Here is a 15,698-nt window from a genome sequence, read left to right on the forward strand (position 1 = left end):
CAAGGACTTGCCGCAGCGGCGGTGACATAATCCCAAGGTCGCTCAGCACGGTAGTGCGACCGCCGAATCGGTTCTCCCGGTTCTGGAGTGCACCTTATACATAAGCCCCCTGAGGGCTCAACCCACGCGGAAGACAATCCCCGCTGGGGTTATCTCCTGCACTAGAAACAGGAGGTAACAATCTCACAGAGCATGCTGCCCCGACAGTCCTTGCTCTCATCTCATCGGAGACATGAGCGAAAGCTCTGTCTGTCATTGTCCATCTATCTTGCTTGCAGGGTAGCAGCGGACTCGTTGTGCGACCAACGATAGCCTAGGAAGACATGCGTCACTGGTAACGGTGGGGTATGAAGCTCTTCCGACAACGTAGCCCCCAATTTTTGGGCGCATTTTCGCTGCGAAGCGTGATGTGGACACTCGGAGCAGAACCGGGTCGAGGCGCTAGGCTGGCTGGTAAGGGTAACGTAAGTGAATTGCTGATAAACACCGTAAGGATAACCATGCCAAAACTGCTGATAGGCATGAACCAAAAGGTATGGGGTCGGATATTCCTGTGGGATGTGGGAATACGTCGCTGCAACGCCCCCGGTGGAAAGGCAGACCCTAACCCAGTCGTGTGACAGGCAGGGAACGTGGTAAGCCCGTATGGCTGCCTTCGGGCAGGTGAACCGCAAGGGGAGCTGTTGGCTGTGCGGGTATGGGATCGCAGAGAAAGCGAACGCCGGGCTGTAATGGTCCGGATAGGGGTTGAGACATTACTCCACGGGAAACCGGGCAGACTTCTGCGTGGTCTTTCGTCGCATGAACTCTGACTGAACCTGTCTCAATGATCTTAGAGGCCAGCAGTATTGGCCTCCTATTAATCCAACCCTGACGGGAACGTCCATCCCCGTCAGGGGATGCGTACGTCTTCTGTTCGGGGAAACTTGAGAGGACGGCAGCATGATAGAACACAGCCTAAAGGCCGTGTCTGCGCCCTCCGACATTCCGCAACAGTGGCATGACATTGATTGGTGTCGTGTTCAGCGGAACGTTCGGGCAATGCAGCTACGGATTGCGAAGGCTTGTCGGGAAGGCCGATGGCGCAGGGTGAAAGCCTTGCAACGGATGCTGACCCGCTCTCGTTCGGCCAGATACTTGGCTGTACGGCGAGTCACTGAAAACCAGGGCAAGCGCACGGCGGGAGTCGACCGCGTGCTTTGGGATACACCCGATGCCAAATGGAAAGCGGCTAATGGGTTGAAGCGCCACGGATACAAGCCACGGCCTTTACGGCGTGTCTTCATTCCGAAGTCAAATGGGACGGAGCGTCCACTGGGCATCCCGACCATGACTGACAGGGCTATGCAGGCGCTTTATCTGCTGGCTCTGGCGCCCATTGCGGAAACCACCGGTGATCCGAACAGCTACGGCTTTCGGATCGAACGCTCAACGGCGGATGCGATGGGTCAGTTGTTCGTCTGTTTATCCAAGAGGGTTTCGGCCCAATGGGTATTGGAGGCGGATATCAAAGGTTGCTTTGATCACATCAACCACGACTGGTTGATCACCCACGTCCCTATGGACAAGGCGATTCTTCAGAAATGGTTAAAGGCTGGCGTGATTCATAAGGGCCAGCTACAGGCAACGGATGCCGGGACGCCACAGGGCGGGATTATTTCGCCCACCTTGGCAAACATGGTGCTGGATGGTCTGGAAACACAGCTCAAGCAACATCTGGGCGTGACGAAGGCCAAGAAGCTGAAGATCAATGTGGTGCGATATGCGGATGATTTTGTGATCACTGGTAGCTCGAAAGAGATATTGGAAAACGAGATCAAACCTTGGGTGGAGCAGTTCCTTTCAGTACGGGGACTGCAGCTTTCACTCGAGAAAACCCGGGTCGTCCACATAGATGAGGGTTTCGACTTTCTGGGATGGAATTTCCGCAAATACAAAGGGAAGCTCCTGATCAAGCCAAGCAAAAAGAACGTGAAAGCGTTCTACCGCAAGGTAAAGGAAGTCATCAGCGCTAATAAGGCGGTGAAACAGGAGAATCTGATTCGCCTGTTGAATCCCGTACTGCGAGGCTGGGCGCTGTATCACCAGCCCGTGGTAGCCAAGAAAGCGTACAGTCGCATGGATTACCAGATATTCAAGGCGCTTTGGCATTGGGCAAAACGGCGACACCCGAATAAAAGTCTCGATTGGATCAAGAAGAAATATTTCAAACCTATCGAAGGGCGAAGCTGGGTGTTCTGTACCACGTCACTGATAGAGGCTGAAGTCAAAGAGGAGATCAGGCTATACACCCTGGAGGCTACGCCGATCGAGAGACACAGAAAAATCAGCGGGGAATACAACCCGTTCGACCCCGCGATGGAGGAAATGGGCGAGAAACTGCGGATGTCCCGGATGCTCGGGAAACTGAAATATCGCAGGCAAGTATCAAGCTTGTTTCAATCACAAAAAGGTCTGTGTCTACTATGCAAAAACCCCATAACTAAGGAGACAGGGTGGCATGACCACCACATCATTTATCGCTCACAAGGCGGTGGTGACTCGCTAAGCAACCGGGTACTATTGCATCCCATTTGCCACCAGCAGCTTCATGCTCGTGGGTTAACAGTGAACAAACCGGCTCCCGATTACGGGGGTTAGGTAAAAGACTTGAGCCGTATGCGCTGAAAGGCGCACGTACGGTTTTTAGGGGGGAGCAGGCCAGAAATGGTCTGTTCCTACCCAACTTTCAGACCATCGAGAGGCGTGCGGCCCACACCGCGGGCAGATGGCACGCAGGAAGCCCGGACTAATAAGATGGCATTGAAATCCCCCGCGTTTCGTAAAAAATTTCCGTTGTTGGTCACCGGCAGTCTGCTGGCCCTGCAACCCCTGGCCACGTCGTTCGTGGTCGCCGCGGAACAGTATGACTGCTCAGTCTCTGCTTCGGGTGCCTGGGACTGTGCGCCAAAGGCGCCGGCTGCGGCATTGCCGCCCCGTCCCGTCCATGACGGCAGCGCAGTTTCCTCCACCGGTGAAGCCCCGGCAGATGCCGGTTCCAGCGCAGACACCGGCGCCAAACCTGTGCTGGTTACCGAGTCCAAGGGCCGCGGCCTGAAGTCGCGTAGTGAAGACTACAGCCACCTCGACTGGGTTCCACGCGAGAAGCTCACCGCAGCGCAGTTGGCAGAAACCGGTCCTTATTGCTCTGGTTCCTATATCGAACCGATTCGTCCTGGCATGAATGACAAGACGAATAAAAGTGACGCTCCGACCTTTCTCGGAGCCAAAGCCTCTCGCTATAAGCAGGATGAGCAGGTCGCTACCCTGGCCGGTGACGTGGTCATGCGTCAGGGCAGCATGCAGGTCGAAGCCGACGAAGCGAACCTGTATCAGGCCGAGAGCCGTGGCGAACTGAGCGGCAACGTCCGTGTTCGCGACAACGGCGCCCTGATCGTGGGCGACCACGCCGACGTGCAGCTCGACACCGGTGAGGCCAAGGTCGACAACGCCGAATACGTGATGCACAAATCGCGTATCCGCGGTAACGCGCTGTACGCCAAACGTGCCGAGAACGCGATCATCCGCCTCAAGGATGGTACGTACACCACGTGCGAACCGGACAGCAATGCCTGGCAGCTCAAGGGCAACAACATCACCTTGAACCCGGCCACCGGTTTCGGTACCGCGACCAACGTGACACTGCGGGTCAAGGACATTCCGGTTCTGTATACGCCGTACATCTATTTCCCGATCGATGACCGTCGCCAGTCCGGCTTCCTGCCGCCGACCATCGGCACCGGCAGCGATACCGGCTTCCTGCTGGTCACCCCGTATTACTTCAACCTGGCACCGAACTACGATGCCACGTTGTACCCGCGCTACATGAGCAAGCGTGGCCTGTTGATGGAAGGCGAATTCCGCTACCTGACCCAGTCCAGCGAAGGTCAGTTCGGCGCCGCGTACCTCAACGACGAGAACGACGATCGCAAGCTGCAGAGTGAATACGAAAAAACCCGCTACATGTACAACTGGCAGCACAAGGGTGGCCTCGACTCACGCGTCTTTACACAAGTTGACTACACCAAGATCAGCGATCCGTATTACTTCCAGGATCTGCAGACCGACCAGATTGGCGTGAAAAGTTCCGACTACGTGAACCAGCAGGGCTCGGTCAGCTATCGTGGCGACAGCTATACCGCTCGTTTGAACGCCCAGGCTTATCAACTGGCGACCGTTTCGAACATCACGCCGTATGATCGTTTACCGCAGATAACCTTCAATGGTCAGCTGCCCTATCATCCGCAAGGGCTGAATTTCGATTACGAGACAGAGCTGGTGCGGTTTGAGCGTGACCTGCTCGATGGGAACTACGTAAACGAAGACGGCACGGTCGAACCGCGTCTTGATAACAACATACAAGGCTTGGCACGAGCCAACGGCAACCGCTTGAACCTCAAGCCGGGTGTCAGCCTGCCGCTGGACTGGACTTATGGTTTCTTGAAACCATCCTTGAAGTACCAGTACACACAATACGATCTGGATCTGGATGGCACCGGCAAGAGCCAGATTGCTGCGCAAAATGCAGAGGCGGACCGACTCAACGGCACCTACAGTCGTAACCAGAACCGTGGGGTGCCAATCGCGAGCATCGACAGCGGCCTGTACTTCGATCGCAACACTCAATGGTTCGGCAAAAACTATCGCCAAACCCTCGAGCCGCGCTTGTTCTATCTCTACGTCCCAGAGACTGATCAGGAAGACATTCCGGTATTCGACACCAGCGAATACACCTTCAACTACGCCTCGCTATTCCGCGACAACCGCTTCTCCGGCTCCGACCGCGTCGGTGACGAGAACAAGCTGTCGCTCGGCGTGACCAACCGCTGGATCGAAGAAAACGGCTTCGAACGTCAACGCATCAGCGTCGGCCAGGCCTTGTACTTCAAGGACCGCGAAGTCCAGTTGCCCGGTATCGATGCAAAAACCCGCGACGATGCCCAAGCCAGTGTTTCGCCATACGCACTTGAATACGAATACCGCTGGAACCGCGACTGGCGCACTACCGCCGACTACAACTGGGACCCGGACAGCCGCAGCCCTCGCTCGGGCAGCGCGATGTTCCACTACCAGCCTGAAGACAACCCGAACAAGGTCATCAACGCCGGTTATCGCTATCGCAATGACCAGGTCCGTTATGACCAGAACACCGGTAAATGGTCGGTGGGCGGCGGTGACTACGGTACCCCGGGTACTCCCGGCTACGTGAAGGACTACTACAAGATCGAGCAGCACGACTTCTCCGTGATCTGGCCGATTGTGCCGCAGTGGAATGCTATCAGCCGCTGGCAGTATGACTACAACCGCAACCGTACTCTGGAAGCCTTCGGTGGTTTCGAATACGACAACTGCTGCTGGAAATTGCGCCTGATCAACCGTTACTGGGTCGACTATGAAGAGTTCAGTCAGAACGCCCCGGAAAACGAAAAAGGCGACCACGGCGTCTTCCTCCAAATTGTTCTGAAGGGACTCGGCGGCCTCACTGGCGCCAAGGTAGAGAGCTTCCTCGACAAAGGCATCCAAGGTTATCGTGAACGTGAAGACCAAGCTTTCTGATTGTCTGCGCCCGCTGATGCTGGGCGCGCTGTTCCTGGGTACCGCGGCCAACGCCGCGGTACAGTCCATCGACAAAGTGGTGGCCATCGTCGACAACGACGTGGTCATGCAAAGCCAACTGGACCAGCGCGTCCATGAAGTTCAGCAAACCATCGCCAAACGCGGTGCTGCCGTACCGCCTGCAGGTGTACTGGATCAGCAAGTGCTCGAGCGTCTGATCGTCGAGAACCTGCAACTGCAGATCGGCGAACGCTCCGGCATCCGCATCACCGATGAAGAACTGAACCAGGCAGTCGGCACCATTGCCCAGCGCAATAACATGTCGATCGAACAATTCCGCGCCGCCCTGGCTCGCGATGGCCTGTCTTATGACGACGCTCGTGACCAGATCCGCCGCGAAATGATCATCAGCCGTGTGCGTCAGCGCCGTGTAGCGGAACGCATCCAGGTGTCCGAGCAGGAAGTGAAGAACTTCCTGGCGTCCGACCTGGGCAAGATGCAGCTGTCCGAAGAGTTCCGTCTGGCCAACATCCTGATTCCTACGCCGGAAAGCGCCAACTCCGACGCGATTCAGAATGCAGCCAGGCAAGCCGACGCGGTTTACCAGCAACTCAAGCAAGGCGCTGACTTCGGTCAGTTGGCAATCGCCAAATCCGCCAGCGAAACCGCGCTGGAAGGCGGCGACATGGGCTGGCGTAAAGCCGCTCAACTGCCACCTCCGTTCGATCGCCTGCTGAGCACCATGGCGGTGGGTGACGTGACCCAGCCAATGCGTACACCGGGCGGCTTCATCATCCTGAAGATCCTCGACAAGCGTGGCGGCGAAGCCCAGGTGCGTGACGAAGTGCATGTGCGTCACATCCTGGTCAAACCAAGCCCGATCCGCGACGAAGAAAAAACCAAAGCCCTGGCTCAATCGCTCTACTCCCGTATCGAAGCGGGCGAAGATTTCGGCGAACTGGCGAAAAGCTTCTCGGAAGACCCGGGCTCGGCCCTCAACGGCGGTGACCTGAACTGGATCGACCCGAATGCGCTGGTGCCTGAATTCCGCGAAGTGATGGCCAAGACCCCACAAGGTCAGCTGTCCAAGCCGTTTCAGACCCAATATGGCTGGCACGTTCTGGAAGTCCTTGGCCGTCGCGCCACTGACAGCACTACCCAGGCCCGTGAACAGCAAGCGATGACCGTACTGCGTAACCGCAAATACGATGAAGAGCTGCAAACCTGGCTGCGTCAGATCCGTGACGAAGCGTATGTAGAAATCAAGCTCCCTGGTGCAGACCAGGCAACACAGTGAAACCCAAGCGTTTCGCGTTGACCCCCGGCGAACCGGCCGGCATAGGTCCCGACCTGTGCCTGCTGCTCGCCTCGCAAGCCCAGCCATACCCTCTGATTGCCATTACCAGCCGCGACCTGCTCATCGAGCGGGCCGCGCAGCTGGGCGTGGTGGTCGATCTGCTGCCGGTAACGCCGGACAGCTGGCCGGATGCTCCCGCCCCGGCCAACAGCCTGTATGTGTGGGATACGCCACTTAATGCCAAGGTCACCGCCGGGCAACTGGACAAAGCCAATGCAGCTTTCGTTCTGGAAACCCTGACCCGCGCTGGCCAGGGCTGCCTGGACGGACATTTCGCTGGCATGATCACTGCCCCGGTGCACAAAGGCGTGATCAATGAATCCGGCATCGCCTTTTCCGGGCACACGGAATTTCTTGCGGACCTGACCCATACCGCGCAAGTGGTGATGATGCTCGCCACCCGCGGTTTGCGCGTGGCACTGGTCACCACTCACCTGCCCCTTCGCGAGATTGCCGATGCAATCACGCCGCAGCGGCTGGAGCGGGTCACGCGGATTCTGCACGCCGACCTGCAAGAAAAGTTCGGCATCGCCCAGCCTCGCATCCTGGTTTGCGGACTTAACCCGCACGCCGGTGAAGGCGGTCATCTGGGCCATGAAGAAATCGACATCATCGAACCTACATTAGAGCGCCTGCGCGGCGAGGGCATGGACCTTCGCGGTCCCCTGCCCGCCGACACTCTGTTTACCCCCAAATATCTGGAGCACTGCGATGCAGTGCTGGCGATGTACCACGACCAGGGCCTGCCCGTGCTGAAATACAAAGGCTTCGGCGCGGCAGTCAACGTGACCCTCGGCTTGCCGATCATCCGCACCTCAGTCGACCATGGCACCGCCCTGGATCTGGCCGGCAGCGGCAAAATCGACACCGGCAGCCTGCAAGTCGCCCTGGAAACCGCCTACCAGATGGCCGAGACCCGTTTATGACCGAGCATTACCAACACAAGGCGCGCAAGCGCTTCGGCCAGAATTTCCTGCACGATGCCGGCGTTATCGACCGCATCCTGCGCTCCATTCACGCCAAACCCGAAGACCGCCTGCTGGAAATCGGCCCGGGCCAGGGTGCATTGACCGCAGGCCTGCTCAACAGTGGCGCCCAGCTGGACGTGGTGGAATTGGACAAGGACCTGATCCCGATCCTCAATCAGCAGTTCGCCGGCAGGAGCAATTTCAACCTGCACCAGGGTGATGCCCTGAAGTTCGACTTCACCAGTCTGAACGCAGCACCGGGCAGTCTTCGGGTAGTCGGCAACCTGCCGTACAACATCTCTACGCCGCTGATTTTCCACCTGCTGCATAACGCCAGCCTGATTCGCGACATGCATTTCATGCTGCAAAAGGAAGTGGTCGAGCGCCTGGCGGCAGGTCCTGGCGGCGGTGACTGGGGTCGCCTGTCGATCATGGTTCAGTATCACTGCCGGGTCGAACACCTGTTCAACGTTGGCCCGGGCGCGTTCAATCCGCCGCCGAAAGTCGATTCGGCCATCGTGCGTCTGGTGCCTCACGCAGTACTCCCACATCCAGCCAAAGATCACAAACTGCTGGAGCGCGTCGTGCGCGAAGCCTTCAACCAGCGTCGCAAAACATTGCGCAACACTCTCAAATTGTTGCTGAGCAACGCTGAAATCGAAGCCGCTGGCGTCGATGGCAGCCTGCGTCCCGAGCAGCTCGATCTGGCTGCCTTCGTGCGCCTGGCCGACAAGCTCAGCGAACAAGTCCTACAAAAGCCTGCCAACGACTGACAGGCGATGAGCGCTATCGGGTAGGACGCCACTCTGGTTTACTACCCGATACTTGGCCTAGACTGACTTCTATCAGCTACGCCCCGCGTCCCGCTTCGTTTCTAAGGCCTTTTGCATGTCCGATCCTCGTTATCAGGTCGACGTCAGCGTCGTCACCCGCTATCTGGCAGAACAATCGCAACCCGAGCACAACCGCTTTGCCTTTGCCTACACCATCACCGTGCAAAACAATGGCCTGCTACCCGCCAAACTGCTTTCACGGCATTGGGTGATCACCGACGGTGACGGGCATGTCGAGGAGGTTCGCGGTGCGGGCGTCGTCGGCCAACAGCCGTTGATCGACGTGGGCAAAAGCCATACTTACAGCAGTGGCACAGTGATGACGTCCAAGGTCGGCACTATGCAGGGCACTTATGAAATGGTCGCCGAGGATGGTAAACACTTCGATGCCATCATCGCACCGTTCCGTCTGGCGGTACCCGGAGCGCTGCACTGATGACGACGTATGCCGTCGGCGATTTGCAAGGCTGCCTTGAACCTCTGCAGTGCCTGCTAAAACAAGTCGCTTTCGACCCTGCAAAAGATCGCTTGTGGCTGGTGGGCGATCTGATCAATCGTGGCCCACAGTCGCTGGAAACCTTGCGTTTCCTCTATAGCATCCGCGAGTCGCTGATCTGCGTACTGGGTAACCATGACCTGCACTTGCTGGCCGTCGGGCAGAACATCGAACGCCTGAAGAAAGCCGACACTCTGCGCGAGATCCTTGAAGCACCCGATTGCGCGGAGCTGCTGGAGTGGGTTCGGCAGCAAAAGCTCATGCATTACGACGAACAGCGCGATATCGCCCTGGTCCATGCCGGCATCCCGCCACAATGGTCGCTGCGCAAAGCCTTGAAGTGCGCCGCCGAAGTCGAAGAAGCCCTCCACGACGACAACCGCTTCGCGCCTTACCTCGACGGTATGTACGGCAATGAACCGGTGAAATGGGACAACGACCTCAAAGGCGCAGCGCGCTTGCGAGTCATCACCAACTATTTCACCCGGATGCGCTTCTGCACCAGCGACGGCAAACTCGACCTCAAGGGCAAGGAAGGCATCGACACCGCACCGCCGGGTTATGCGCCGTGGTTCACCCACAAGGAGCGCAAGACCAAAGGCCTGAAGATCATCTTCGGCCATTGGGCGGCACTCGAAGGCCAGTGCAACGAGCCAGGTCTGTTTGCCCTCGATACCGGTTGCGTCTGGGGTGGCGCCATGACCCTGATGAACGTCGACACCTTTGAGCGCCTGCAATGTAAATGCGATGCCCATGGCCACACTCGGCCGGCTGGCGCCGCCTCTATTCCCGAACAAACGTCAGCCAGCGCACCGCGCTAGACTGCGCTTTCAGCCGAGCCACAGGAGCCCGCCATGAGCGAATTCAAACGTATCCCCCCAGAACAGGCCCAAGCCCTGCGCGAACAAGGCGCGGTGGTGGTCGATGTCCGCGATCCGGCAACTTTTGCTGCGCTGCACATCGCCGGTTCGAAGCATCTGGACAATCATTCCCTGCACGCTTTCATTCAGGGCGCTGACCTGGATGCGCCGACGGTAGTGGTCTGCTATCACGGCAATTCCAGCCAGGGCGCGGCTGCTTATCTGATCAGCCAGGGCTTCTCCGACGTCTACAGCATGGACGGCGGTTTTGAGCTGTGGCGTACGACCTATCCTTCGGAAACGGCGCAAGGCACTTCCGAATAATTTTTTTCAAGGCGCGCAAGGCCCGGCCCCCGTGGGCTCGCGCGCTGACTGACGAACGGTCTGCCACAACTAATTACTTATTGCGCCTTTACCTTCAAGATTCCGAACTATCCTTAAGCGCAGGCCATCCAAAACAGGGGAGAGCCGGTACACCGGCGCGCGGGTCATCGGGAGTAGCTTTCGGGGTTGATACCCTGAAGGTGTTCTGGGGGGTAAACAGCAACTGCATATTCAGTTGCTTGCCAGCATCGACTGACTGATCCGGCGTCGGCTCCACGTATCGAGCGAGGTGACGTCATGAGTATCTTTAGCCACTTCCAACAACGCTTCGAGTCCACGCGCCAGGAAGAACTCACTCTGCAAGAGTACCTGGAGCTGTGCAAAAAGGACCGCAGCGCCTACGTTTCCGCAGCTGAGCGTCTTTTGCTGGCCATCGGCGAACCGGAACTGCTCGACACCTCGACCAACTCGAGGCTGTCGCGAATCTTTTCCAACAAGGTGATCCGTCGCTATCCGGCCTTTGAAGACTTCCATGGGATGGAAGAATGCATTGACCAGATCGTGTCGTATTTCCGCCATGCCGCTCAGGGCCTGGAAGAAAAGAAACAGATCCTGTACCTGCTTGGCCCTGTCGGTGGCGGTAAATCGTCCCTGGCCGAGAAACTCAAACAACTGATCGAGAAAGTGCCCTTCTACGCGATCAAGGGTTCACCGGTTTTCGAGTCGCCTCTGGGTCTGTTCAACGCCACCGAAGATGGCGCGATCCTCGAGGAAGACTTTGGCATTCCCCGGCGCTATCTCAATACCATCATGTCGCCATGGGCCACCAAGCGCCTGGCCGAATTCGGCGGCGACATCAGCCAGTTCCGTGTGGTGAAACTCTATCCGTCGATCCTCAACCAGATTGCGGTCGCGAAAACCGAGCCGGGCGATGAAAACAACCAGGACATCTCGGCACTGGTGGGCAAGGTCGATATTCGCAAGCTGGAAGAGTTCCCGCAGAACGACGCCGATGCCTACAGCTATTCGGGGGCACTGTGCCGGGCCAACCAGGGCCTGATGGAGTTCGTCGAAATGTTCAAGGCACCGATCAAGGTGCTGCACCCATTGCTGACCGCTACCCAGGAAGGCAACTACAACAGTACCGAAGGTCTGGGGGCGATTCCGTTTACCGGGATCCTGCTGGCCCACTCCAACGAATCGGAATGGCACACCTTCCGTAACAACAAGAACAACGAAGCCTTCATCGACCGGATCTATATCGTCAAAGTACCGTACTGCCTGCGCGTCAGCGATGAAGTGAAGATCTACGACAAGCTCCTGTTCAACAGCTCGTTGGCCAAGGCCCATTGCGCGCCCGACACCCTGAAAATGCTCGCTCAGTTCACCGTGCTCTCGCGCCTCAAAGAGCCGGAAAACTCCAACATCTACTCCAAGATGCGCGTGTATGACGGCGAAAACCTCAAGGACACCGATCCGAAGGCCAAGTCGATCCAGGAATATCGCGACGCAGCGGGAGTCGATGAAGGCATGAACGGTCTGTCGACCCGCTTCGCCTTCAAGATTCTGTCGAAGGTCTTCAACTTCGATCCGCACGAAATCGCCGCCAACCCGGTGCATCTGCTCTATGTGCTGGAACAGCAGATCGAACAGGAACAATTCCAGGCAGAGACCCGCGAACGCTATCTGCGCTTCCTGAAAGAGTACCTGGCGCCGCGTTATATCGAATTCATCGGCAAGGAGATCCAGACTGCCTACCTCGAGTCTTACAGCGAGTACGGCCAGAACATCTTCGATCGCTACGTGCTGTACGCCGACTTCTGGATTCAGGATCAGGAATACCGCGATCCGGAAACCGGCGAGATCCTCAACCGCGTTGCCCTGAACGAAGAACTGGAGAAGATTGAAAAACCGGCGGGCATCAGCAATCCGAAGGATTTCCGCAACGAAATCGTCAACTTCGTACTGCGCGCCCGAGCCAACAATAACGGCAAGAACCCGACCTGGCTCAGCTACGAAAAACTGCGGGTGGTTATCGAGAAGAAAATGTTCTCCAACACCGAGGATCTACTGCCGGTCATCAGCTTCAACGCCAAGGCCAGCAAAGAGGACCAGCAGAAGCACAACGACTTCGTCACACGGATGGTCGAGCGGGGCTACACCGACAAACAGGTACGACTGCTGTCCGAGTGGTACTTGCGGGTCAGAAAATCACAGTAACCCGCTGCCGGTCAGACCGGTTGTCGTTAGCCCGAGGCCTGTTTACGCTTTTTCTGTTACACAGGCCTCTGGAGGTGTCCGAAATGCGGTAGCGAGATTCAGGCAGCATCAAAGCGCTTGGAGGGAGCGTGAATGCCCCCAGGCTCCGGCTTGATATGCTGCATTAACGCTCGCCCCTTTCAGGACAGCTTCTAAGGAGCAGTCATGAGCTATGTGATCGACCGACGTCTCAATGGCAAGAACAAGAGCACGGTAAACCGTCAGCGGTTTCTGCGGCGCTACCGTGATCACATCAAAAAGGCCGTCGAAGAGGCGGTCGGGCGGCGCTCCATTACGGATATGGAACACGGCGAGCAGATCAGTATTCCCGGCCGCGACATCGATGAGCCAGTGCTTCACCACGGTCGTGGCGGCAAGCAAACCATCGTGCACCCGGGCAACAAGGAATTCACCAGCGGCGAGCACATTGCCCGTCCGCCCGGAGGTGGCGGCGGCAGAGGTCCCGGCAAGGCCGGTAACACGGGTGAAGGGATGGACGAGTTCGTCTTCCAGATTACCCAGGAGGAATTCCTTGAATTCATGTTCGAGGATCTTGAATTGCCAAACCTGGTCAAACGCCACCTGACCGGCACCGACACCTTCAAGACCGTACGCGCAGGCATCAGCAATGAGGGCAACCCGTCACGGATCAACATTATCCGCACGCTGCGTTCGGCCCATGCCCGGCGCATTGCCTTGTCTGGCAGCAGCCGGGCGAAATTGCGCGAAGTCAAAGAGGAACTGCTGCGGCTTAAACGGGAGGAACCGGACAACTTCGGCGACATTCAGGAACTCGAAGCAGAAATCGAGAAACTCAGCGCGCGCATTCACCGAGTGCCATTTCTCGACACCTTTGACCTCAAGTACAACCTGCTGATCAAGCAGCCGAACCCCAGCTCCAAAGCAGTGATGTTCTGCCTGATGGACGTGTCCGGCTCCATGACCCAGGCGACCAAGGACATCGCCAAACGCTTCTTCATCCTGCTGTACCTGTTTCTCAAGCGGAACTACGACAAAATCGACGTCGTGTTCATCCGCCACCACACCAGCGCCCGTGAAGTGGATGAGGAGGAATTTTTCTATTCCCGGGAAACCGGCGGCACCATCGTCTCCAGCGCCCTGAAACTGATGCAGGAGATCATGGCCGAGCGTTATCCGAGCAATGAATGGAACATCTATGCCGCCCAGGCGTCCGACGGCGACAACTGGAACGACGATTCGCCGATCTGCCGCGACATCCTGATCAACCAGATCATGCCGTTCGTGCAGTACTACACTTATGTTGAGATTACCCCGCGTGAACATCAGGCCCTGTGGTTCGAGTATGAACGCATCGCCGAAGCCTTCTCTGACACTTTTGCCCAGCAGCAACTGGTCTCGGCCGGGGATATTTATCCGGTCTTTCGTGAACTCTTCCAGCGCAGGTTAGTAACATGACCGCCAAAGAGCAGAAGCGCCAACCCATTTCCACCGGCTCCGAATGGACATTCGAGCTGATCCAGGCCTACGACCGCGAAATCAGTCGTCTCGCGGCCCGCTACGCGCTGGATACTTATCCCAACCAGATCGAAGTGATTACCGCCGAGCAGATGATGGATGCCTACGCCTCTGTCGGCATGCCCTTGGGTTATCACCATTGGTCCTATGGCAAACACTTCCTCAGCACCGAAAAATCCTACAGTCGTGGTCAGATGGGTCTGGCCTACGAGATTGTGATCAACTCGGACCCCTGCATTGCCTATCTGATGGAAGAAAACACCATCTGCATGCAGGCGCTGGTGGTGGCTCATGCCTGCTACGGCCATAACAGCTTCTTCAAAGGCAATTACCTGTTCCGCACCTGGACTGATGCCAGCTCGATCATCGATTATCTGGTGTTCGCCAAGCAGTACATCATGCAGTGCGAAGAACGCCACGGGATCGACGCGGTAGAGGACTTGCTCGATTCCTGCCATGCGCTGATGAATTACGGGGTCGACCGTTACAAACGCCCTTATCCGATTTCCGCCGAAGAAGAACGCCGTCGGCAGAAGGATCGGGAAGAGCATTTGCAAAAGCAGATCAATGATCTGTGGCGGACCATTCCAAAAGGCGCGGATAAGTACAGCGACAAGGACAACGCGCGCTTCCCCGCCGAACCTCAGGAAAATATCCTGTACTTCATTGAAAAACACGCCCCGTTGCTGGAGCCCTGGCAGCGCGAAATCGTGCGAATCGTGCGTAAGATCGCCCAGTATTTTTATCCACAACGCCAGACCCAGGTGATGAACGAAGGCTGGGCCACGTTCTGGCACTACACCTTGATGAACGATTTGTATGACGAAGGCCTGGTCACCGACGGCTTCATGATGGAGTTCCTGACTTCCCATACCAGTGTGGTCTTTCAACCCGGCTTCGACAGTCCCTACTACAACGGCATCAACCCCTACACCCTGGGTTTTGCCATGTATCGCGATATTCGCCGGATATGCGAACAGCCCACCGAAGAGGACTACCGCTGGTTCCCGGAAATCGCCGGCACCGACTGGCTGTCCAGCATCAAATTCGCCATGAGCAGCTTCAAGGACGAGAGTTTCATCCTGCAGTACCTGTCACCCAAGGTGATACGCGACCTCAAGCTGTTCAGCATCCTCGACGACGATCAGAAGGACGATCTGCTGGTTCCGGCGATACATGACGAAGAAGGTTATCGAACCATTCGTGAAACCCTGGCGGCGCAATACAACCTGGGCAATCGCGAACCCAACATACAGATCTACAGCATTGACCGACGTGGCGACCGCTCCCTGACCTTGCGTCACCAGCAACACGACCGCAAACCGCTGGGCGATTCCACCGACGAAGTGCTCAAGCACCTGCACCGCCTCTGGGGCTTCGACATTCACCTGGAAACCCTGCAAGGAGATCAGGTAATGAAAACCCATCATGTTCCGCCCCGAAGCGAACATGGCGAGGGGGATTATGGTCGGCTGGACTTGGCAGTCATTCACCTCTGACCCTTTTTTC

The 15,698-nt window shown here is 57.2% G+C and carries 11 protein-coding genes; all 11 read left to right on the forward strand.

What is annotated here, in order from left to right:
• Nucleotides 1–942 precede the first annotated feature (942 nt).
• The 11 genes from ltrA to MEB48_RS13080 all read left to right on the forward strand — a co-directional run bounded on the left by ltrA (nucleotide 943) and on the right by MEB48_RS13080 (nucleotide 15,688).
• Nucleotides 943–2,640: a group II intron reverse transcriptase/maturase gene (gene ltrA / locus MEB48_RS13030; RefSeq protein WP_237884630.1), complete on the forward strand. Its 1,698-nt coding sequence runs from the start codon at nucleotides 943–945 to the stop codon at nucleotides 2,638–2,640.
• A gap of 156 nt (nucleotides 2,641–2,796) precedes the next feature.
• Entirely contained in the window at nucleotides 2,797–5,595 is a 2,799-nt protein-coding gene (locus tag MEB48_RS13035; RefSeq protein WP_237884631.1) for an LPS-assembly protein LptD, read from the forward strand.
• Nucleotides 5,576–6,892, forward strand: coding sequence for a peptidylprolyl isomerase SurA (gene surA, locus MEB48_RS13040; protein ID WP_237884632.1), 1,317 nt, complete (start codon nucleotides 5,576–5,578; stop codon nucleotides 6,890–6,892). The genes MEB48_RS13035 and surA overlap by 20 nt, the downstream gene beginning before the upstream one ends.
• On the forward strand, nucleotides 6,889–7,878 hold the full coding sequence (gene pdxA / locus MEB48_RS13045; RefSeq protein WP_237884633.1) for a 4-hydroxythreonine-4-phosphate dehydrogenase PdxA: 990 nt from the start codon (nucleotides 6,889–6,891) through the stop codon (nucleotides 7,876–7,878). The genes surA and pdxA overlap by 4 nt, the downstream gene beginning before the upstream one ends.
• Nucleotides 7,875–8,693, forward strand: a complete 819-nt coding sequence (gene rsmA, locus MEB48_RS13050; RefSeq protein WP_237884634.1) for a 16S rRNA (adenine(1518)-N(6)/adenine(1519)-N(6))-dimethyltransferase RsmA — start codon at nucleotides 7,875–7,877, stop codon at nucleotides 8,691–8,693. The genes pdxA and rsmA overlap by 4 nt, the downstream gene beginning before the upstream one ends.
• Nucleotides 8,694–8,808: 115 nt before the next feature.
• Nucleotides 8,809–9,189, forward strand: a complete 381-nt coding sequence (gene apaG, locus MEB48_RS13055; protein WP_237884635.1) for a Co2+/Mg2+ efflux protein ApaG — start codon at nucleotides 8,809–8,811, stop codon at nucleotides 9,187–9,189.
• Nucleotides 9,189–10,070: a symmetrical bis(5'-nucleosyl)-tetraphosphatase gene (locus tag MEB48_RS13060; protein WP_237884636.1), complete on the forward strand. Its 882-nt coding sequence runs from the start codon at nucleotides 9,189–9,191 to the stop codon at nucleotides 10,068–10,070. Before apaG ends, MEB48_RS13060 begins: the two co-directional genes overlap by 1 nt.
• 33 nt (nucleotides 10,071–10,103) lie before the next feature.
• Nucleotides 10,104–10,433 carry a thiosulfate sulfurtransferase GlpE gene (gene glpE, locus MEB48_RS13065; RefSeq protein WP_030130002.1) on the forward strand — a complete coding sequence of 110 codons (330 nt, stop codon included), beginning with the start codon at nucleotides 10,104–10,106 and terminating at the stop codon, nucleotides 10,431–10,433.
• A 297-nt stretch (nucleotides 10,434–10,730) separates the two neighbouring features.
• Nucleotides 10,731–12,653 (forward strand): PrkA family serine protein kinase, encoded by a 1,923-nt coding sequence (locus MEB48_RS13070; protein WP_237884637.1) that lies wholly within the window; start codon nucleotides 10,731–10,733, stop codon nucleotides 12,651–12,653.
• 204 nt (nucleotides 12,654–12,857) lie between these two features.
• Complete coding sequence (locus MEB48_RS13075) at nucleotides 12,858–14,129, forward strand: YeaH/YhbH family protein (RefSeq protein WP_038981246.1); 1,272 nt, start codon at nucleotides 12,858–12,860, stop codon at nucleotides 14,127–14,129.
• A complete protein-coding gene (locus MEB48_RS13080) occupies nucleotides 14,126–15,688 on the forward strand; it encodes a SpoVR family protein (protein ID WP_237884638.1) in 1,563 nt (520 codons plus the stop codon). The genes MEB48_RS13075 and MEB48_RS13080 overlap by 4 nt, the downstream gene beginning before the upstream one ends.
• Nucleotides 15,689–15,698 lie beyond the last annotated feature (10 nt).

Origin of the sequence: Pseudomonas sp. PGPR40 (genome assembly GCF_022014505.1) — a bacterium.
In the GTDB taxonomy this organism is placed as follows: Bacteria; Pseudomonadota; Gammaproteobacteria; order Pseudomonadales; family Pseudomonadaceae; genus Aquipseudomonas.